This is a genomic window from Pseudomonas sp. MCal1 (assembly GCF_026341415.1).
Classification (GTDB): Bacteria; Pseudomonadota; Gammaproteobacteria; order Pseudomonadales; family Pseudomonadaceae; genus Aquipseudomonas.
This window is the reverse complement of record NZ_JAKUMP010000012.1, coordinates 121,067-141,001: the sequence shown is the minus strand read 5'-3', so window position 1 is coordinate 141,001 and position 19,935 is coordinate 121,067. Positions and strand designations below refer to the sequence as shown.

General features: G+C 61.5%; 24 protein-coding genes. 12 read left to right on the top strand and 12 right to left on the bottom strand.

Features of this window, described 5'->3' with window-relative positions; genetic code table 11:
- Positions 1-4: 4 nt before the first annotated feature.
- The 3 genes from MKZ87_RS20570 to MKZ87_RS20560 form a co-directional block, all read right to left on the bottom strand.
- Complete coding sequence (locus tag MKZ87_RS20570; protein ID WP_266201908.1) at positions 5-772, bottom strand: uroporphyrinogen-III synthase; 768 nt, start codon at positions 770-772, stop codon at positions 5-7.
- Entirely contained in the window at positions 769-1,710 is a 942-nt protein-coding gene (gene hemC / locus MKZ87_RS20565; RefSeq protein WP_227233879.1) for a hydroxymethylbilane synthase, read from the bottom strand. The genes MKZ87_RS20570 and hemC overlap by 4 nt, the downstream gene beginning before the upstream one ends.
- A 138-nt stretch (positions 1,711-1,848) precedes the next feature.
- Positions 1,849-2,595, bottom strand: a complete 747-nt coding sequence (locus MKZ87_RS20560) for a LytR/AlgR family response regulator transcription factor (protein WP_085696865.1) — start codon at positions 2,593-2,595, stop codon at positions 1,849-1,851.
- Between the two features lie 474 nt (positions 2,596-3,069).
- On the opposite strand from MKZ87_RS20560, the gene argH reads away from it, so the two are divergent.
- On the top strand, positions 3,070-4,464 hold the full coding sequence (gene argH, locus MKZ87_RS20550; protein ID WP_266201907.1) for an argininosuccinate lyase: 1,395 nt from the start codon (positions 3,070-3,072) through the stop codon (positions 4,462-4,464).
- 129 nt (positions 4,465-4,593) lie between these two features.
- Here argH and MKZ87_RS20545 read toward each other — a convergent pair whose 3' ends face one another.
- On the bottom strand, positions 4,594-5,253 hold the full coding sequence (locus MKZ87_RS20545; RefSeq protein WP_085702338.1) for a glutathione S-transferase family protein: 660 nt from the start codon (positions 5,251-5,253) through the stop codon (positions 4,594-4,596).
- Positions 5,254-5,376: 123 nt separating this feature from the next.
- Between MKZ87_RS20545 and MKZ87_RS20540 the strand changes: the two genes are divergently transcribed.
- From MKZ87_RS20540 to MKZ87_RS20530, 3 genes are all read left to right on the top strand, one after another.
- Positions 5,377-5,661, top strand: coding sequence for a hypothetical protein (locus tag MKZ87_RS20540; protein ID WP_085702337.1), 285 nt, complete (start codon positions 5,377-5,379; stop codon positions 5,659-5,661).
- Positions 5,662-5,852: 191 nt separating this feature from the next.
- Positions 5,853-6,098 (top strand): TIGR02647 family protein, encoded by a 246-nt coding sequence (locus tag MKZ87_RS20535; protein WP_085696861.1) that lies wholly within the window; start codon positions 5,853-5,855, stop codon positions 6,096-6,098.
- A 195-nt stretch (positions 6,099-6,293) separates the two neighbouring features.
- Positions 6,294-9,137 (top strand): class I adenylate cyclase, encoded by a 2,844-nt coding sequence (locus tag MKZ87_RS20530; RefSeq protein ID WP_234206136.1) that lies wholly within the window; start codon positions 6,294-6,296, stop codon positions 9,135-9,137.
- 6 nt (positions 9,138-9,143) lie between these two features.
- Here MKZ87_RS20530 and rnk read toward each other — a convergent pair whose 3' ends face one another.
- The 3 genes from rnk to cyaY all read right to left on the bottom strand — a co-directional run bounded on the left by rnk (position 9,144) and on the right by cyaY (position 10,244).
- Positions 9,144-9,554, bottom strand: a complete 411-nt coding sequence (gene rnk / locus MKZ87_RS20525; protein WP_266201906.1) for a nucleoside diphosphate kinase regulator — start codon at positions 9,552-9,554, stop codon at positions 9,144-9,146.
- A gap of 128 nt (positions 9,555-9,682) precedes the next feature.
- Positions 9,683-9,907 (bottom strand): DUF1289 domain-containing protein, encoded by a 225-nt coding sequence (locus MKZ87_RS20520; RefSeq protein WP_085696858.1) that lies wholly within the window; start codon positions 9,905-9,907, stop codon positions 9,683-9,685.
- Between the two features lie 4 nt (positions 9,908-9,911).
- The gene (gene cyaY, locus MKZ87_RS20515) at positions 9,912-10,244 is read right to left on the bottom strand and encodes an iron donor protein CyaY (RefSeq protein WP_085696944.1); all 333 of its coding nucleotides are present in this window, start codon (positions 10,242-10,244) and stop codon (positions 9,912-9,914) included.
- 239 nt (positions 10,245-10,483) lie between these two features.
- Here cyaY and lptM point away from each other — a divergent pair, with 239 nt between their 5' ends.
- Genes lptM through MKZ87_RS20485 form a run of 6 tightly spaced genes read left to right on the top strand, consistent with a single transcriptional unit; the run spans position 10,484 to position 15,091 of the window.
- Positions 10,484-10,657 carry an LPS translocon maturation chaperone LptM gene (gene lptM / locus MKZ87_RS20510; protein ID WP_085696945.1) on the top strand — a complete coding sequence of 58 codons (174 nt, stop codon included), beginning with the start codon at positions 10,484-10,486 and terminating at the stop codon, positions 10,655-10,657.
- 9 nt (positions 10,658-10,666) lie between these two features.
- A complete protein-coding gene (gene lysA / locus MKZ87_RS20505; protein WP_085702335.1) occupies positions 10,667-11,914 on the top strand; it encodes a diaminopimelate decarboxylase in 1,248 nt (415 codons plus the stop codon).
- Between the two features lie 4 nt (positions 11,915-11,918).
- Positions 11,919-12,749 (top strand): diaminopimelate epimerase, encoded by an 831-nt coding sequence (gene dapF / locus MKZ87_RS20500; protein ID WP_085696856.1) that lies wholly within the window; start codon positions 11,919-11,921, stop codon positions 12,747-12,749.
- A gap of 13 nt (positions 12,750-12,762) precedes the next feature.
- Positions 12,763-13,488 carry a DUF484 family protein gene (locus tag MKZ87_RS20495; RefSeq protein WP_007951894.1) on the top strand — a complete coding sequence of 242 codons (726 nt, stop codon included), beginning with the start codon at positions 12,763-12,765 and terminating at the stop codon, positions 13,486-13,488.
- 2 nt (positions 13,489-13,490) lie between these two features.
- The gene (gene xerC / locus MKZ87_RS20490; protein ID WP_085702334.1) at positions 13,491-14,390 is read left to right on the top strand and encodes a tyrosine recombinase XerC; all 900 of its coding nucleotides are present in this window, start codon (positions 13,491-13,493) and stop codon (positions 14,388-14,390) included.
- Positions 14,387-15,091 (top strand): HAD family hydrolase, encoded by a 705-nt coding sequence (locus MKZ87_RS20485; protein ID WP_266201905.1) that lies wholly within the window; start codon positions 14,387-14,389, stop codon positions 15,089-15,091. Before xerC ends, MKZ87_RS20485 begins: the two co-directional genes overlap by 4 nt.
- 65 nt (positions 15,092-15,156) lie before the next feature.
- On the opposite strand, the gene sutA is transcribed toward MKZ87_RS20485, so the two are convergent.
- The 4 genes from sutA to glnK all read right to left on the bottom strand — a co-directional run bounded on the left by sutA (position 15,157) and on the right by glnK (position 17,940).
- Positions 15,157-15,483 (bottom strand): transcriptional regulator SutA, encoded by a 327-nt coding sequence (gene sutA / locus MKZ87_RS20480; RefSeq protein ID WP_007951900.1) that lies wholly within the window; start codon positions 15,481-15,483, stop codon positions 15,157-15,159.
- A gap of 102 nt (positions 15,484-15,585) precedes the next feature.
- Positions 15,586-16,011 carry a secondary thiamine-phosphate synthase enzyme YjbQ gene (locus MKZ87_RS20475; protein WP_085696853.1) on the bottom strand — a complete coding sequence of 142 codons (426 nt, stop codon included), beginning with the start codon at positions 16,009-16,011 and terminating at the stop codon, positions 15,586-15,588.
- A gap of 215 nt (positions 16,012-16,226) precedes the next feature.
- Positions 16,227-17,564: an ammonium transporter gene (locus MKZ87_RS20470; RefSeq protein WP_007951904.1), complete on the bottom strand. Its 1,338-nt coding sequence runs from the start codon at positions 17,562-17,564 to the stop codon at positions 16,227-16,229.
- 37 nt (positions 17,565-17,601) lie between these two features.
- Positions 17,602-17,940, bottom strand: coding sequence for a P-II family nitrogen regulator (gene glnK / locus MKZ87_RS20465; protein ID WP_002555808.1), 339 nt, complete (start codon positions 17,938-17,940; stop codon positions 17,602-17,604).
- A 398-nt stretch (positions 17,941-18,338) separates the two neighbouring features.
- On the opposite strand from glnK, the gene MKZ87_RS20460 reads away from it, so the two are divergent.
- Both MKZ87_RS20460 and MKZ87_RS20455 read left to right on the top strand, forming a co-directional pair.
- A complete protein-coding gene (locus MKZ87_RS20460; RefSeq protein WP_011336527.1) occupies positions 18,339-18,599 on the top strand; it encodes an accessory factor UbiK family protein in 261 nt (86 codons plus the stop codon).
- 395 nt (positions 18,600-18,994) lie between these two features.
- Positions 18,995-19,522 (top strand): Bro-N domain-containing protein, encoded by a 528-nt coding sequence (locus MKZ87_RS20455; RefSeq protein WP_266201904.1) that lies wholly within the window; start codon positions 18,995-18,997, stop codon positions 19,520-19,522.
- Here MKZ87_RS20455 and MKZ87_RS20450 read toward each other — a convergent pair.
- On the bottom strand, positions 19,517-19,786 hold the full coding sequence (locus tag MKZ87_RS20450) for a HigA family addiction module antitoxin (protein ID WP_227233887.1): 270 nt from the start codon (positions 19,784-19,786) through the stop codon (positions 19,517-19,519). The two genes, MKZ87_RS20455 and MKZ87_RS20450, sit on opposite strands and share 6 nt — an antisense overlap.
- Positions 19,787-19,935: the final 149 nt, after the last annotated feature.

The window sequence follows — 19,935 nt, the reverse complement described above, 5'->3', positions numbered from 1 at the left end:
TGCATTAGAGAACGGGCACGGGATGCTCCCGTAACGCCGTCAGCAAAGCCGCGGCACTCGCGCCGCGACAATCCACAACTGTTCGGGCCCCGGCGGCACTGGCCTGCTCGGCAACCCTTGGGCTTGGAACAAACAACGGCAACTGCGCAAGCACAGGCCAGGTATCGCCGGCCAGTTGGCGCAGGTGCTCGAAACCCTGTCCACTGCTGACCACCAGCCCGTTCAGGCGTTCCGCTGCAATCCTGCGAGGCAGCTCCTGCGGCGCATAGTCCGGCAGGTCGCGACGGTACAACTCCAGATATTCGACACTAGCACCAAGCGCGCGCAGGCGCTCGGCCAGCAATTCGCGTCCGCCCTCCCCGCGCAGGATCAACACCTGCGAACCGTGTACGGCCACCGCCGCCAGAAGACGCGGCAATTGCAGCAAGGCTTCGCTGTCGTCGCCCGCGTCCGGGAAGCTCACATCCAGCCCCCGATCCCGAAGGATCGCGGCGGTCGCTGCACCCACGCTGAACCATGGCATCGTCGGAGTCGACAGACCCAGAGAATCGAGCAGATCCACCGCGATCCGCGCCGCCGGCTTACTGACCACGATCACGGCGCTATAACGCGGCAGTAGCGTGATCGTGTGGCGCATTGTGTCAGAGACCGGCAGTGGCGCAATTTCCAAAAGCGGCAGACAGCTGCTGAAAAACCCTTGTTCGGCCAGCACGGCGGCGAGCGCCGAACAGTCCTCCGCCGGGCGCGTCAGCAGCAGGCGCCAAGCGGTCACTCGTGACCTGCCTCGCCGTAGACTGCCTTGAGAATATCGTCGGCGCCCTGGCTGAGCAGGTCTTCGGCCACCTGCACGCCCAGCGTCTGGGCTGCGGCACGCGGCGCACGGGCCTGTGCGCTGAGCAGCTTGCCGCCGCTCGGTTCCCCCACCAGACCGCGCAGCCACAATTGATCGCCTTCGAGCACGGCGTAGCAGGCGATCGGCACCTGGCAGCCGCCATTCAGATGTTTGTTGAGGGCACGCTCGGCCGTGACACGGTCAGCGGTGTCGGCGTGATGCAGGGGTGCGAGCAGGGCATGGATTTCCGTGTCGGCACTGCGGCACTCGATACCGACGGCGCCCTGGCCACCGGCCGGCAGGCTGTCGTCGACGCTGATGGCCGAGGTGATGCGGTCTTCGAAACCAAGACGGATCAGACCAGCTGCCGCGAGGATGATCGCGTCGTACTCGCCGGCGTCAAGCTTGGCCAGACGGGTGTTGACGTTGCCGCGCAGGAAACGGATTTCCAGATCCGGACGACGGGTCAGCAACTGCGCCTGACGACGCAGGCTGGAGGTACCGACGATGCTGCCGGCAGGCAATACATCGAGGCTGGAATATGCATTGGAGACAAACGCGTCACGCGGATCTTCGCGCTCGCAGATGCAGAACAGACCGAGGCCTTCGGGGAAATCCATCGGCACGTCTTTCATCGAGTGCACGGCGATGTCGGCTTCGTTTTCCAGCAGCGCGGTTTCCAGTTCTTTAACGAAAAGGCCCTTGCCGCCGATTTTCGACAGGGGCGAATCAAGCAGCTTGTCGCCACGACTGACCATGGGCACCAGCGTCACCAGCAGGCCCGGGTGGGCTGCTTCCAGACGAGCTTTGACGTATTCGGCCTGCCAGAGGGCCAGAGCACTTTTGCGGGTGGCGATGCGGATTTCGCGAGAGGACATGGATCAATCCGTACTGAATAGATACGGCGGATAATAACAGCTCAGCCAAATCCACTTTGACCTGAATCAGAAACGGCGTGGCCTCCCTGGCCTGCAATGCCTGGTGAAAAGAACGAAGAACCGCCCGGAGCCTGCGGCCTAAAGCCCCTGCATCATTTTGCGCACGCCCGCCACATGCCGGCGGCTGACGATCAGCGCGTCACCGTTCAGACCCTTGAGGAACAACTGGAAGTGGCCCAGCGGTGTGCGTTGCAGTCGCTCGATGCGGTCGCGGGCGACCAGCGCGTTGCGGTGGATCCGCACGAAGCGCTCGCCGAATTCGTCTTCCAGTGCCTTGAGCGGCTCATCCAGAAGAACTTCGCCGGCTTCGTGGCGCAAGGTCACGTATTTGTGGTCGGCAATGAAATACACCACCTGATCCAGCGGGATCAGTTCGATGCCTTTACGGGTGCGGGCGCTGATGTGGCTGCGCGGGCCGTTACCGCTTTCGGCGGCAGGACGGGTCAGGGCCGAGAGCTGGGCCCGGTTGGGACGTTCAGCCCGTTTCAGGGCGTCATGCAGATGTTCGGTTCGCACGGGTTTCACCACATAGCCCACGGCGCTGGCCTGAAGGGCTTCCACGGCAAATTCATCGGGACCTGCGCAAAACACCACGGCTGGCGGGGTCTCGCGTTCGCACAGACGGGCAGCCACCTGCAGGCCATCGAGGCCCGGCATGCGAATATCGAGCAGCACGATATCCGGCTTGTGGCTGTCGATCAGCGCCAACGCCTCTTCGCCATTGGTGGCGCTAGGCTCCAGGACTGTGTAGCCCTCGAGCTCGCTCACCATTCGGGCGAGGCGCTCGCGGGCCAGTGGTTCGTCATCAACGATCAGGACATTCATATTGCGCTGGATTCCTGCGTGAGTCTCGCACAAGGATAGCGTAGACAAGTGGAGTGACGTCCGTCACCGCGATCCACGCTAAGACTAGCGCGAGCGTCAAAAAGTGCCGTACGTCGGCCGGCAATATTTGCCGACACGAGCAACGTACCGACTGACGCCCGTCGCCGACTGCGTTTTACGCAGGGTATGCCAATGGCCAATACACCCACCCCTCTCTCTTCTTATAGTCGGTGGCCGGACCTTTGCGCGATCCGCCGCCACGTCGACCCCTATGTCCTACTGTAGACGCTCGTCAGGCCGATATTGCTCAATCGAAAAATATCCTTGCGCAAATCCCCCGCAGACACCGGCGACTATGGAGGAGGACATGAGAAAAAAACGTATCGACCAGTGTCAGCGACAGGATTGGCAACCCTGTTATTATCCGCGCCAGCGTTTCACGCCTTCTTTCTTCAAGCCGATACGAGCGAATTCATGAGCACTGACAAGACCAATCAGTCCTGGGGCGGCCGCTTCAGTGAACCCGTCGACGCCTTCGTCGCCCGCTTCACCGCCTCCGTCACTTTCGACCAGCGCCTGTATCGCCACGACATCATGGGCTCGATCGCCCATGCCACCATGCTGGCCAAGGTCGGCGTGCTGACGGATGCCGAGCGCGACAGCATCATCGATGGCCTGAAGACCATCCAGGGCGAAATCGAGGAAGGCCAGTTCGACTGGCGCGTCGACCTCGAAGACGTGCACATGAACATCGAAGCACGCCTGACCGACCGCATCGGCATCACCGGCAAGAAGCTGCACACCGGCCGCAGCCGCAATGACCAGGTCGCCACCGACATCCGCCTGTGGCTGCGTGACGAGATCGACCTGATCCTGAGCGAAATCACCCGCCTGCAAAAAGGCCTGCTGGAGCAGGCCGAGCGCGAAGCCGCGAGCATCATGCCGGGTTTCACCCACCTGCAGACCGCTCAGCCTGTGACCTTCGGGCACCACATGCTGGCCTGGTTCGAAATGCTCAGCCGCGACTACGAGCGTCTGGTCGACTGCCGCAAGCGCACCAACCGCATGCCGCTGGGCAGCGCCGCGCTGGCCGGTACCACCTACCCGATCGACCGCGAATACACCGCGCAACTGTTGGGCTTCGACGCCGTCGGCGGCAACTCGCTGGACAACGTGTCCGACCGGGACTTCGCCATTGAATTCTGCTCCGCCGCAAGCATCGCGATGATGCACCTGTCGCGCTTCTCCGAAGAGCTGGTGCTGTGGACCAGCGCGCAGTTCCAGTTCATCGATCTGCCGGACCGCTTCTGCACCGGCAGCTCGATCATGCCGCAAAAGAAAAACCCCGACGTGCCGGAACTGGTACGCGGCAAGACCGGCCGTGTGTTCGGCGCCCTGATGGGCCTGCTGACCCTGATGAAAGGCCAGCCACTGGCCTACAACAAGGACAACCAGGAAGATAAGGAACCGCTGTTCGACGCCGCCGACACCCTGCGCGACTCGCTGCGTGCCTTCGCCGACATGATCCCGGCGATCAAACCGAAACACGCCATCATGCGTGAAGCGGCGCTGCGCGGTTTCTCCACTGCCACTGACCTGGCCGACTACCTGGTGCGCCGTGGCCTGCCGTTCCGTGATTGCCACGAGATCGTCGGTCACGCGGTGAAGTACGGCGTCGACACCGGCAAGGATCTGGCCGAGATGAGCCTGGAAGAACTGCGTCAGTTCAGCGATCAGATCGAACAGGACGTGTTCGCCGTGCTGACCCTGGAAGGCTCGGTGAATGCCCGTGACCACATCGGCGGCACAGCGCCGGCGCAGGTCAAGGCTGCCGTGATTCGCGGCCAGGCGTTGATCGCCAGCCGCTAAAAGCTGAAAGCTTCGCGAGCAGGCCCGCTCCCACAATTGATCTCGATTGGACATCTGCCCGGTGTTCGCAGCAGATCGAATGCGAGAGCGGGCCTGCTCGCGAAAGCCATCTCGAAAGCACCAGTAAACTTACTTTTTGGCCGCGATCATCGCCAAAAACGCCGGCATCTCCGCATCCTTGTCCGCCTCGATCTTCTGCACGTGCGGATTCTGCTCAAGCCGCTCCAGCAGCGCCCTGGCCTTCGGCATTTCCGCCAGCAAATCCAGACCGAACAGTTTGTGCCCCACCGCAGCCGCCAGCGGCACGCTGTAGAGGAAGTACAAATCCGCAATGCTCAGGCTGTCGCCCGCCACATACGGGTCGAACTTGCCGTGACGTCCCAGCGCCGCAAAACCCAGCAGCAATTCAGCCTTGGTTTTCTCTTTGATCGCCTCCGGCAGCGCCGTACCGAAAAACGCTTCGCCATAACAGGCACGGGCCGGCAGCTCGATATACAGCTCGATTTCCTTGGCCACTGCCAGCACCTGGGCACGGGCGAACGGCTCGGTCGGTAACAACGGGACACCCTGCTGACTGCTTTCGAGGTATTCGAGCATCACCATCGTTTCGTTGATGTAACCGCCCTCGGCCCCCAGCACCGGTACCTTGCCGCGCGGGCTGATGGCCAGAGATTCAGGCGTCGGCGTCGGGTAGAACGTGACCTCTTCGAACGGCAGGCCTTTTTCCAGCAGCGCCAGTTTGACCATGTTGTAGTAGTTGCTGACGGAGAATCCATAGAGCTTGAACATTACATGGCCTCCAGGCCGTGCGGGGTGGGCAGTGCCTGTTTATAGATCGCCCGGGGGATTCTCGCCAGCAGCATCACGCCGCTGAATGCGGGTAAACTGGCGCCTTTCCTTGAGGAGCCTGCCATGAGCGAGCCGACTGACATCGACAATGATGAAGAAGAGTTCACCGAATCGACGCTGATCGAAGCGATCGAGAACCAGATCGAAAGCGACAACCCGCCAGCGGCCAAGGCAACCTTCAACAAGCTGACGCTGGTCGGCTACGAGCGCGAAGACATCCTGAACCTGATGGCCCATGTGCTGGCCTACGAAATCGATTCGATGCTCGACGATGACCGCGCGTTCGATACCGAATGGTACGAAACCGCGCTGCGCGCATTGCCGGAACTGCCACCGGAAAAGCAGTAACCGGTCTCGCCCTGTGGGAGCAGGCCTGCTCCCACACAATTTGTCATCCATCTCCACGGCCTTCTGCTGACCCCTGACTACACTGGAATCCACCCCGGGACAAAAACCCTGACACGCGCACTGGACAGGCCGCGCCGGCAGGTTCACCTTAGGGGCGCTGTCGTCCAATTCCTAGAAAGTCTGGAGTCCTTATGTCGCTTACCCCTGAGTTGGTTGCCGAACTGGAAGTCCTCGCACTCTTCAACCTGGACAGTTCCCAGGAAGGTCTGAAAATTCATCAGACCGCTGCCCCGAAGCACATTGCCGCCGCACAACGCCTGTTTGAAAAAGAACTGACAGACCAGCCTGATGGCGGTTACCTGACCAGCCTCGGTCGCGATGCCGCACAAAACGTGCAAACCGTACTGACGATTCTCAAAGAGCAGCAAAACGCCTGATCCTCCCGACTTTGCCCACGGAAACCCCTGCCACGGGATTTCCGCGGGCCAGCCATGAACGTTGCCCATCGCCCAACGTTGGAAATCTGACGTCAAAAAAACAAATTCAGCTTAAAACTCCTGCTGCTCAGGCGCTAAACTCCCGGACACCCGAGACCCCTTGCCTCCGAGCCCTGCGCGCCGGTTTGAGCCGACATGACCCGCACCCATGAAATCCGCCCCGACCTGGACGAAGGCATCGACCGCAAGGTACTCAGCCAGCTACGTGCACGTTTTCTGAAACTCAATGAAGGTCGCCTGAACCGGGCACTGGAAGGCCTGTCGACGCGCCAGCAAAGTGTGCTGACGCTGCTGCCGCTGTTTTTTCACGTCAATCATCCGCTGTTGCCCGGTTATGTCTCGGGCGGTACGCCGGCCGGGCTGTCGAATTACGAACCGGATGCCGACGCGCTGGCCGAAGCCCAGCGCCTGACCCGCTCGTTCTCCTACAAACCGCGTCACGGCAGCAACCCGCCTCGACCGATTCATGGGCTGTTCCTGATGGGCAGCCTCGGCACGCTGGCCCAGGCCGATCAAAGCGACATGGACGTTTGGGTCTGCCATGCCCCCGACCTGAGCGACAGTGAACTGGCCGAGCTGCGCAAGAAATGCCAGTTGCTCGAAACCTGGGCTGCCAGCCAGGGGGCAGAAGCGCATTTCTTCCTGATCGACCCGGTGCGCTTCGTCAAAGGCGACCGCGACACCCAGCTCAGCTCTGAAGATTGCGGCACCACCCAGCACTATCTGCTGCTGGACGAGTTCTATCGCACCGCGATCTGGCTCGCCGGGCGCACGCCGATCTGGTGGCTGGTGCCGGTCTACGAAGAACGCGCCTATGACGCGTACACCCACACCCTGATTTCCAAGCGGTTTATCCGCAACGATGAAACCCTCGACCTGGGGCCGATGGCGCACATTCCGCCGGGCGAGTTTGTCGGCGCCGGGCTGTGGCAACTGTTCAAGGGTATCGAGTCGCCTTACAAGTCGGTGCTCAAGCTGCTGCTGACCGAGGTTTACGCCAGCGAGCATCCACAGGTGCAATGCCTGAGCCTGCGCTTCAAGCAGGCCGTATTCGCCAACCGGCTGGACCTCGACGAGCTGGACCCGTACATGGTGGTTTACCGGCGGATCGAGGAATACCTCACGGCGCGCAACGAACCGGAGCGTCTGGAACTGGTGCGCCGGGCGCTGTACCTCAAGGTCAACCGCAAGCTCACCGGCAACACCCGCACCCAGAGCTGGCAGCGTTCACTGCTGGAACGACTGGCCAGCGAATGGCATTGGGACCAGCGGCAACTGGCACTGCTCGACAGCCGCAGCCAGTGGAAAGTCCGCCAGGTCAGCGCCGAGCGCCGGGCCCTGGTCAACGAGCTGAATTACAGCTACCGCTTTCTGACCCAGTTCGCCCGCACCGAACAGACCGTCAGCCTGATCAACAAGCGCGACCTCAACGTTCTCGGCCGGCGCCTGTACGCCGCGTTCGAGCGCAAGGCGGACAAGGTCGAGTTCATCAATCCCGGCATCGCCCCGGATCTGGCCGAAGACACCCTGACCCTGGTGCAATCGCCGAACAAAAAGGAACCGGGCCAAACCCAGTGGGGCCTGTACAACGGCAGCCTGACGGCGCTGGAGTGGGAACATTTCGCGCCGATCAAGCGCAGCCGCGAGTTGCTGGAACTGCTGACCTGGTGCCACCGCAACGGCGTGATCGACAGCAGCACCCGACTGGCCCTGCACCCCGGCACCAGCGACCTGAGCGAATTCGAACTGTTCAACCTGCTCGGCAGCCTGCAACAGAGCATCGCCCTGCCCTTGTCGACCGTTGCCGAAGAACCGCTGCTGCGCGCCGCCGTGCCGAGCGAAGTGCTGATGCTGGTGAATGTCGGGGTCGACCCGCTCAAGCATCACCGCGACCTGAACATCCTGATGACCACCGAGCGTACCGATTCGCTGAGCTACGCCGGTGTGCGCGAGAACCTGGTGCTGACCCTGGATCAGGTCACGCTCAACAGCTGGAACGAGGTACTGGTCAACCGCTTTGACGGTCCGCATGCCTTGATGGACTGCCTGCGCGATTACCTCAACAACCTGCCGCGCGGGCCGCAACAGCCATCGCTGCGAGTGCGTTGCTTCTGTCACAACCGCGCGCAGTTCATCGCCCGCCGGGTGGAAGAAATCGTCGACACCGCGCAGACACTGCTGTTAAGCGATTTGAATCACCGCTACCTGATCCAGGTGCAGCAGCACTATCACGTGCTGGAACTGGTGCCGGGCCAGGTCAGCCATGTGGCCCTCGCCACCCTGCCGGCGCTGCTTGATTACCTTGGTGAGGAACAGCCGCGCTACAGCCCGCTGCACCTGGATCCGATGGCGCTGGAAGACCACGACCTGGCGCTGATCCTTCCGATGGGCCAGCCCGAATGCATTCAGGTGTTCTACCGGCTCACCGAACAAACCGCCGAACTGTACGTACTCGACGAGTTCAACGCGCTGTGGCAGCAGCACTTGCCCTATCACGACGAGCAAAGCCTGTTGGTGCCGTTGCAGCGATTCCTGCAATCGATCCAGTTCCGCCGCGAAGCACTGCTGCCGATGGACTCGGGCCACGCCGTCAGCCTTGAAATCTTGTATTACCAGTTATTGCCATCAGGGCCGGGACGCGCGCGACGGGTCGAAATGCGCCCGGCGCCGCAGACGCCGGTCAACAAACCGTTCTACGACGTGCAGGCGATCGTCGGTAAAGCCGCACCCGGCGAAGTGCAGGTCACGCTGTATTGCAATCAACGGGAATTCAGCGAGCTGGAACATGGCGACCAGCTGTTCAGCGTGGTCGCCCGGGAGATCGTCGGGCAGCGCCGGGAAACCGAGCGCTACCGCTGCTACATCACCGACCTCGACCTGTCGGGTGTGATCGGTGACGGGCAGAGTTCAAGCAATCTGTATCTGCGTTACAAGGCCGACCTGGAACGCTCTCTGAACGAGGCGCTCGAGCAGGTCTGAGGCGGGTTATTCCGGGAAGTCGCCGCCGTTGGTCGGCTGCGACTCGACTTCCAGCAAGGTCAGTTTCAAGGTCTTGCCACCCGGTGCCGGCCAGTCGATGTGCTGACCGACTTTGAGGCCCAGCAGCGCACTGCCGACCGGGGCCAGGATCGAGACTTTGCCTTCGTCGGCGTTGGCGTGCTTCGGGTAGACCAGGGTCAGGTGGTAGTCCTTGCCACTGCTTTCTTCACGGCAGTGCACACGGGAATTCATCGTCACGACATCGGCAGGCACTTCATCGTGACCGACCAGGGTATCGGCGCGGTCCAGTTCGGTTTGCAGCGCGATCACGCCCGGCAGCGAGTCATCCAGGCTGTCGATCAGGCGCTCCAGACGTTGCACGTCCAGACGGGTAAGGGTGATGGAAGGTGCGGTCATGATCCGGGCAGACTCCTTTCTTCTGCACACAAAAAAAGCAAAACCCCGCCAAAAAAGACGGGGTTCTCACCAGGCCTCGATGGGTTGAGGCGTTTCCGGACACTATCACAGCTCAAAAAATATACAAGCTACGCTCCGGCGAGCTGCCGGCGCTGAGCCGCCTGCGCACAAATCACCCGACGGCGCTCGTCATCGGCCGAACGCCACTCGCGGATGTCTTCGACATGGCGCATGCAGCCGCGGCAGACCTTCTGCTCATCCAGCCGACAGACGCCGGTGCACGGCGAAGGCACGGCCGGGCTGACGTTGCTGTAGAGCGGCTTCGGCGGACGGACGGGCGCGGTATCAGTCACGAAATCACAGGCCTTCGAAATCGAATTCGGTGCCGGCCTGCTGCTTGACGATGCGCTCCAGCATTTCGCCCAGCTGCTCTTCGCTCTTGTCGCACATCCAGCGTTCGCTTTCTTCGTCGTAGTCGAAGTGGAAACCACCGGACACTGCGGCCAGCCACAGCTGACGCAGCGGTTCCTGACGACTGAAGATCAGCTGGGTGCCGTTCTCGAACTTGACGGTCAGCACACCGGCCGAGTTCTCCATGTCGATGTCCATGTCGCTGTCGTCGAAGATGTCTTCCAGTTTTTCCTGGGTTTCATCGACCAGATCGTGGAAACGGGCTTCGGACAAACTCATTGCGGCAACCTCAAAAAATGTCTGATCAGGCTCAAGCGCCGCAAGATACGGACGCTGCCGGCCGATTGCAAAGGATAACGACCAAGCGCCCTGCCCGGCGACGAAATATCCACCCGCCACGCGGGAAAAGTTTCCGCGCCGCAGCCCGAGCCCCGCCGGACGGGAGTTCCGTCGCATAGGCAAGCTGCCGGGTGGCCGGTATACTCCGGCGCAATTAACGCATATTCAAGGATTTCGCCATGAAGCGCCTGATCTCTTCCATCGCTGCGATCGTCGCGGTTGCCTGCCTCGTTTCGGCTTGCGGTCAGAAAGGCCCGCTGTACCTGCCCGATGAAGATCAGGACCCGGCCGAGCAAGCCCAGTCTTCGCAAAAGCAGCCTGTCTCCAAGGCACACAAGCACGACGTTTACTAAGGGATCGCCATGGACGCTTTTAACTACCGTGGCGGGGAACTGTTCGCGGAAGGTGTGGCGCTGTCCGCCATCGCCGATCGCTTCGGCACACCGACCTACGTCTACTCCCGCGCCCACATCGAGGCCCAGTACCTGGCCTACGCCGATGCGCTGGCCGGCATGCCGCACCTGGTCTGCTTCGCGGTCAAGGCCAACTCCAACCTCGGTGTCCTGAATGTCCTGGCCCGCATTGGCGCCGGCTTCGACATCGTCTCCCGTGGCGAACTGGAACGCGTACTGGCCGCCGGCGGCAGCCCGGACAAGATCGTGTTCTCCGGCGTCGGCAAGACCCGTGACGACATGCGCCGCGCGCTGGAAGTCGGCGTGCATTGCTTCAACGTCGAATCCACCGACGAGCTCGAGCGCCTGCAGCTGGTCGCCGCCGAGCTGGGCGTTCGCGCGCCGATCTCGCTGCGCGTCAACCCGGACGTCGATGCCGGCACCCACCCGTACATTTCCACCGGTCTCAAAGAGAACAAGTTCGGCATCGCCATCGCTGACGCCGAAGACGTGTACGTGCGTGCCGCGCACCTGCCGAACCTGGAAGTGGTCGGCGTTGACTGCCACATCGGTTCGCAACTGACCTCCCTGCCACCGTTCCTCGATGCCCTCGACCGCCTGCTGGATCTGGTCGATCGCCTCGGCGATTGCGGCATCCACCTGCGCCACATCGATCTCGGTGGCGGCCTGGGTGTGCGTTATCGCGATGAAGAGCCGCCATTGGCCGCCGATTACATCAAGGCCGTGCGCGAGCGTCTGGTCGGTCGCGACCTGGCACTGGTGTTCGAACCGGGCCGCTTCATCGTCGCCAACGCCGGCGTGCTGCTGACCCAGGTCGAGTACCTCAAGCACACCGAGCACAAAGACTTCGCCATCGTTGACGCGGCCATGAACGACCTGATCCGTCCGGCGCTGTACCAGGCCTGGATGGACGTGACCCCGGTCAAGCCACGCGAGACCGCTGCGCGTACCTACGACGTCGTCGGCCCGATCTGCGAAACCGGCGATTTCCTCGCCAAGGAACGCGAACTGGCGCTGGAAGAAGGCGATCTGCTGGCCGTGCATTCGGCCGGTGCCTACGGTTTCGTGATGAGCTCCAACTACAACACTCGCGGCCGTGCCGCCGAAGTGCTGGTGGATGGCGATCAGGCTTTTGAAGTGCGTCGCCGCGAGACCGTGGCCGAGCTGTTTGCCGGCGAAAGCCTGCTGCCGGAGTAACCCCATGCTGCTGCGTTTTACCAAGATGCACGGCCTGGGCAACGATTTCATGGTCCTCGACCTGGTCAGCCAGCACGCGCACATTCAGCCCAAGCACGCAAAAATGTGGGGCGACCGGCACACCGGCATCGGTTTCGACCAGTTGCTGATCGTCGAGGCACCGAGCAATCCGGACGTGGATTTCCGTTACCGGATCTTCAATTCCGACGGCTCCGAAGTGGAGCAGTGCGGCAACGGTGCGCGCTGCTTCGCCCGCTTCGTGCTCGACAAGCGCCTGACCGCCAAACGGAAGATCCGCGTCGAGACCAAGGGCGGCATCATTGAACTGGACGTGCGCAACGACGGCCAGATCGGCGTGAACATGGGCGCCCCGCGTCTGGTGCCGGCGGACATTCCGTTCCAGGCGCCGGAGCAGGCCCTGAGCTATCAGGTCGATGTCGACGGTACGCCGGTCGATCTGGCGGCGGTGTCCATGGGCAACCCCCATGCGGTGCTGCGGGTCAGCGATATCAACACTGCACCGGTGCATGAACTGGGGCCGAAAATCGAACACCATCCGCGCTTCCCGGCACGGGTCAACGTCGGTTTTCTCCAGGTCATCGACCGCCATCGCGCGCAACTGCGCGTGTGGGAACGCGGCGCCGGGGAAACCCAGGCCTGCGGCACCGGTGCCTGCGCTGCTGCTGTAGCGGCGATCAGTCAGGGGTGGATGGATTCGCCACTGCTGATCGACCTGCCGGGCGGGCGTCTGTCCATTGAATGGGCAGGCCCCGGCCAACCGGTGTTGATGACCGGCCCGGCAGTGCGCGTATACGAAGGACAAGTGCGTCTTTGAGTGAGCAGAAGCCATGACCGATAAGCCTCAGGTACCCGCCCGACAGTCCGGTGAATCAGCGTCCGAGAGCCTGGAGGCGGCAGCGGTTGCCGCGTACCTGGAGGCTCATCCGGACTTCTTCGTCGAGCATGAAGAACTGCTGCCGTCCCTTCGCATCCCCCATCAACGCGGCGATACCGTCTCGCTGGTGGAGCGTCAGATGGCGATTCTGCGCGACCGCAACATCGAGATGCGTCATCGCCTCTCGCACCTGATGGACGTCGCCCGGGACAACGATCGCCTGTTCGACAAGACCCGTCGCCTGATCCTCGCCCTGATGGACGCTGCCACTCTGGAAGACGTGGTGATCAGCGTCGAAGACAGCCTGCGCCAGGATTTCCAGGTGCCCTTTGTCAGCCTGATCCTGCTCGGCGACAACCCGGCCCCGGTCGGTCGCTGGGTGACCCACGCCGATGCGCAAACCGCCATCGGCGGCCTGCTCACCGAAGGCAAGAGCGTCAGCGGCAGCCTGCGTGAACACGAGCTGGACTTCCTGTTCGGCGAAGAGCAACGCAAGCAGATCGGCTCCACCGCCGTAGTCGCCGTCAGCCATCAAGGCATCCACGGGATTCTGGCTATCGCCAGCCGTGATCCGCAGCACTACAAGAGCTCGGTCGGCACGCTGTTCCTCAGCTACATCGCCGAAGTCATGGGTCGCGTGCTGCCACGGGTCAACAGCTCCCTGCGCTCGGTACGCTGAGCATGGAACGACAACTGGACGCTTACTGCGAACACCTGCGCAGTGAGCGGCAGGTGTCGCCGCACACGCTGTCAGCCTACCGCCGCGATCTCGATAAAGTCCTCGACTGGTGCAACAAACAGAACATCGGCAGCTGGCAGGCACTGGATATCCAGCGTTTGCGCAGTCTGATCGCCCGCCTGCATGCCCAGGGCCAGTCCTCGCGCAGCCTGGCGCGCCTGCTCTCGGCGGTGCGCGGGCTCTATCACTATCTGAACCGCGAAGGCCTCTGCGATCACGATCCGGCCACCGGCCTGGCACCGCCCAAAGGCGAGCGCCGCCTGCCGAAAACCCTCGACACTGACCGCGCCCTGCAACTGCTTGAAGGTGCTGTGGAGGACGATTTTCTCGCGCGGCGCGATCAGGCGATTCTGGAGTTGTTCTATTCCTCCGGCCTGCGCCTGTCGGAGCTGACCGGGCTCAATCTCGATCAGCTCGATCTGGCCGACGGCATGGTTCAGGTGCTGGGCAAGGGCAGCAAGACACGCCTGTTGCCGGTCGGCAAAAAGGCCCGGGAAGCGCTGGAACAATGGCTGCCTTTGCGGGCGCTGACCAATCCGGCGGACGATGCCGTGTTTGTCAGCCAGCAAGGCCGACGTCTCGGCCCGCGCGCGATTCAGGTGCGGGTCAAACTGGCGGGCGAGCGCGAACTGGGACAGAACCTGCACCCGCACATGCTGCGGCACTCCTTCGCCAGCCACCTGCTCGAATCCTCCCAGGACCTGCGCGCGGTGCAGGAACTGCTCGGCCACTCGGACATCAAGACCACCCAGATCTATACCCACCTGGACTTCCAGCATCTGGCGGCGGTCTACGACAGCGCCCATCCACGGGCCAAACGCATGAAAGGCGACGATTCATGAGTATCCAGTTGATCACCTTCGACCTCGACGACACCCTGTGGGATACCGCCCCGGTGATCGTCAGCGCCGAAGCGGTTTTGCGCGAATGGCTGAGCGAACATGCGCCGAATCTGGGCGCGGTGCCGGTGGAGCATCTTTGGTCGATCCGCGAGCGGGTGCTGGCCAACGAACCGGGACTCAAGCACCGCATCAGCGCGCTGCGCCGGCGAGTGCTGTTCCATGCGCTGGAGGAAGCCGGGTACGCCCACGGCGAAGCGTCGGAACTGGCAGACAAGAGTTTTGAAGTGTTTCTGCATGCGCGGCACCAGATCGAGGTGTTCCCGGAGGTCGAGCCGATCCTGGAAACCCTCGCCAGGCACTACGCCCTCGGCGTGGTCACCAACGGCAACGCCGATGTACGTCGTCTCGGGCTGGCGGACTACTTCAAGTTCGCGTTGTGCGCCGAAGACATCGGCATCGCCAAGCCGGATGCGCGACTGTTCCACGAAGCGTTGCAACGCGGTGGCGTGAGCGCCGAAGCCGCCGTGCATATCGGCGATCATCCGGGGGATGACATCGCCGGGGCGCAGCAGGCCGGTCTGCGAGCGATCTGGTTCAACCCGGCCGGCAAGGTCTGGGAAGCGGAACGCCTGCCGGATGCCGAGATTCGCAGCCTGACCGATCTGCCCGCGGTGCTCGCCCGCTGGAACAGCCGCCGCTAGATTTCTTTCGCCCATGAAAAAGCCCGCAGCGACGGCGGGCTTTTTCAGCAAGCAAGCGGCACGCCTCAGATAGGGCGGCTGCCGTACTTGTTGTCCGGCTTCTTGGGCGGATCGGCGACCACGTTGGCCTCCACTTCCTGAACCTTGCCACCGCGCGCAAGGAACTCTTCCATGGCCTTGGCCAGGGCATCGCGCTCCTTGTTCTTGGCTTCGATGCTCGGCAACTCGTCGACCGATACCGCAGCCTTGGCCTTGCCTTTGGCAGCCGGGGCCGGCGTATCGTCACCGCCATCGTCTTCAGCAACGTCTTCCGCTGCTGCTTCCAGACCGTCTTCGGCCTCGTCTTCGTCGCCTACTTCGAGGTCGTCGTTTTCCAGATCATCGTCGCTCATGTTCTACCTCATGACTTGCGAAAAGCAGATTAGTTATAGACCAGCTTTAGCGACTGTCGAAAGTCGCCGGAAAAAAATCGGTAACCATTGGTGACCAACGGTTTATGCCTCTTCACCGTGCAAGGTGGCGAGGACTTTACGGGCACCGCCATGATCACGGTGCTCGCCCAGGTAAACGCCTTGCCAGGTGCCCAGTGCCAGTCGGCCCGCCGTTATCGGCAAACTGATCTGACAGCCCAGCACGCTGGCCTTGAAGTGCGCCGGGAGGTCGTCCAGGCCTTCGTCGTTATGCTCATAGCCGTCTGCTCCTTGTGGGATCAGACGATTGAAAAATCGTTCGAAGTCGCGACGTACCGCCGGATCGGCGTTCTCGTTGATGGTCAACGACGCCGAGGTATGCTGCAGCCACAAATGCAACAGACCGACCCGGCATGCCTTGAGTTCGGGCAGGCCGGCGAGCAACTCGTCCGTCACCAGATGAAAGCCCCGGGGCCGCGCCCGCAGGGTTATCAGAGTCTGTTGCCACATACAGTTCTCCGCACGTTCGGGGCGCATTCTAGCGCGCTCTGGAAAAAAACAAAGGCCCTGATGTTCCTTCAATGATGTAAGCCTTTGGCCGCAGAAAAACACACGTCGTAAACACGACCAAAGCCGTACGAAAAATCCTTTCAGCCATATCAGGGAAGACAAATTCCAGACAAAAAAATGCCCGGCAAGCCGGGCAAGTTTTTTGCGGCGCGTGCTTACAGGTTGTAGCCGCGCTCGTTGTGTTGTGCCAGATCCAGGCCGACCGATTCTTCTTCCTCGGTCACGCGCAGACCCATCACGGCATCCAGCACCTTGAGGATGATGAAGGTCACGATCGCGGTGTAGATCACGGTGAAGCCGACGCCTTTGCACTGAATCCAGACTTGTGCGGCGATGTCGGTGACGGTGCCGAAGCCACCCAGCGACGGTGCGGCGAACACACCGGTGAGGATCGCGCCGAGGATACCGCCGATACCGTGCACGCCGAAGGCATCCAGGGAGTCGTCATAACCGAGTTTGCGTTTCAGGGTGGTGGCGCAGAAGAAGCACACCACGCCCGCTGCCAGACCGATCACCAGTGCGCCCATCGGGCCCACGGTGCCAGCGGCCGGAGTGATCGCAACCAGGCCTGCAACCACACCGGATGCGATACCCAGTGCGCTTGGTTTGCCGTGGGTGATCCACTCGGCGAACATCCAGCCCAGTGCGGCAGCGGCGGTCGCGATCTGAGTCACCAGCATCGCCATGCCGGCGGTGCCGTTGGCGGCTGCGGCGGAACCGGCGTTGAAGCCGAACCAGCCAACCCACAGCATCGCCGCGCCCATCAGGGTGTAACCCAGATTGTGTGGCGCCATCGGGGTGGTCGGGAAGCCTTTGCGTTTACCCAGTACCAGGCAGGCAATCAGACCGGCCACACCGGCGTTGATGTGCACCACGGTGCCACCGGCAAAGTCGAGTACGCCCCAGTCCCACATCAGGCCGCCGTTGCCGGACCAGACCATGTGCGCGATCGGTGCATAGACCAGGGTGAACCAGATGCCCATGAAGATCAGCATCGCGGAGAACTTCATCCGCTCGGCGAACGCACCGACGATCAGCGCCGGGGTGATGATCGCGAAGGTCATCTGGAAGGTGATGAAGACCGCCTCGGGGAACAGCGCCGCCGGGCCGGTCAGGCTCGCTGGCGTGACACCGGCCAGGAACGCCTTGCCGAATCCACCCACGAACGAGTTGAAGTTGACGACGCCTTGCTCCATGCCGGTGGTGTCGAACGCGATGCTGTAGCCATAAATGACCCACAGGACGCTGATCAGGCCGGTAATGGCGAAGCACTGCATCATCACGGAAAGAATGTTTTTCGACCGGACCATACCGCCGTAGAACAGCGCGAGGCCGGGAATGGTCATGAACAGTACGAGGGCTGTGGAGGTGAGCATCCAGGCGGTATCGCCGGAGTTCAGGACTGGAGCTGCCACTTCGTCTGCCGCCATGGCCAGGCCGGGCATTACGATAGACAACAGGGCTCCTAGCCCTGCGAATTTACGCAGAGTCATATTGTTTTCTCCTGGGGCGTTGGGTTTGTGGCGGCGTTTAGATCGCGTCGGTATCGGTTTCGCCGGTACGGATGCGGATCGCCTGTTCCAGATTGACCACGAAGATCTTGCCGTCACCGATCTTGCCGGTGTTGGCAGCCTTGGTTATCGCCTCGATAACCCGATCCAGATCCTTGTCGTCGATGGCAACGTCGATTTTCACCTTGGGCAGAAAATCGACCACATACTCCGCGCCGCGATACAGCTCGGTGTGACCCTTCTGCCGACCGAAGCCTTTGACTTCAGTAACGGTAATGCCCTGCACGCCGATTTCGGACAGCGACTCGCGCACGTCGTCCAACTTGAACGGCTTGATGATGGCAGTGACTAGCTTCATGAAACTCTCTCCCGAATTGGTGGACTTGCCCCAGGAAAACAAACCCGACTCAAGTCTAAGCGCAGTGCCTGGCTTTGTAACGCTTCGTTGTCGACGCCAGCTAACCGCTCCAGACGAAACTCCCCGCTCCGTCTGCCGCACTGCATTCGTCACAGCGACTGCATCAGTGCATGGGTCGAAGGTGACTAAGCAGAAAGCTTGCCATCTCGCCAAAAACCCCTGATTTCAATCCCTTGGCCGCTGTCGCAGATGCCATCACCCAAATGGCACTCGGGATACGCACAACAACGGTGCGCGGCCGTGCATCCAGTTGCGCGAAAAGCGTGCATCCGTGCCTGCGTCAATGACTATAGACACTGCGTGATACACTGCCGGCCATTGTTTCCAGGACATATCCCATGCTCGCGCCCAAAGACTTCCTCGACGCCCTGAGCGGCACCGCCTCCCGCCTGTTCAGCGGCGATACGCCCTTGCCAAAAGCCGAAATCGAAAGCCAGTTCAAGATGCTGCTGCAAAGTGCCTTCAGCAAACTGGACCTGGTGAGCCGCGAAGAGTTTGACAGTCAGATGGTGGTGCTGGCGCGCACTCGCGCCCGGCTCGAAAGCCTTGAGGCGAAGGTGGCTGAATTGGAAGCGAAGCTGACGCCGCCGGCCGAGTAAAACCTCGTGTCTTTGTGAATGCGGCCCCCTGTGGGAGCGGGCTTGCCCGCGAATGAAGGTCGGAACGACCTTCCCGCCATTCAGGATTCGCTATCGACTCTCGGCAGAATCCTACAGCTTGCAACCCCGCCGTCCGATTGCGTCGTGAAGCCCTGATTCCTAAGCTCACCCAATGCTGAATGTTCAGCACTGGGTTTGGCGACCCGGAAAGCTTAAGGCGCACGACAACCATGATGGCGGCTGTGTTTACCGCCACATCGAGTCATGGCGGTTGTGCGTGGGAGACCTTCGGGTCTGCCGGGTTCCTTTTGCTCCGGTTCGCCAACCCGCGTACGACTGCCACCCAATTGTTTGGCGACAATTGAGGGCAGCCCTAAAGCAAAAGGAGCTGTTCAATGAATAACGAAGAGACGTATCTCACTCCTCAGGTTTTCACCCGCTACAAACTCCCCCTCCACGCCCTGCTCATCCAGAACCAACCCTGGTTCTCCGCCCGCGACCTGGGCCGCCTGCTGCACATTTACCTCAACGAACGCATCCTGCGAAAACTCGACCCCGACCAATACCAAACCCGCAAAACCCTGATCCACAATCAGATCGAAAACACCCTCCTGATCAGCGAATCCGGCATCTACGCCCTCCTCGTCTACCACTACTGCCCCGAATACCGTGCTCTGCGCGAATGGCTCACCCATCAAGTCATCCCCACCCTGCGCGACGCCCAGCACCCCACCACAAGCGAACGCCCACAGCTAAGCCTGCTGAATTGGCCCGAGATGTCGTTGAGTTTGCTGCACTGGAATAACCAGCCGTGGATTCGGTTGCAGGATGTGCCGTTGATGGTGGTAGAACGGGAAATGCTAAAGCGCCCAGAACCGGGCACTTGGTGGAAGAGGGCTTCGCGGATGCTGCAATCGCTATAGGCCCGCATGCCGGAGCTGGGCCCTGCGTAAATCGTAAGTCGACTGAAGATTCATCCAGAATTCAGGTGTGGTATTGAGGTGGATCGCCAGCCTGATTGCCAAATCGGCGCAGATCCTGAGCTGGCATTTCACAAGCTTCTCGATCTCGGTTTCAGGCCAGTTCGTGGGCATGGCCAAGTCCATGACTGTCATGCCCAACGGCTCCATGAACTCCTTATTCAGAACCTCGCCGGGGTGAATCGAGCGCATACCATTGCGGTTCATTTTTCGCCTCCAGAGGCTGCATTGAGCGGCCAAACTGGAGCACCCGACTTTGCAATACAAGACCGTCGAGTCGCTTTCACTAGCGTCCTACAACTATTAGGGCATGCCCCTACAAAAATCGGCGTCTACGCCTGGTTATGCAGTCCTTA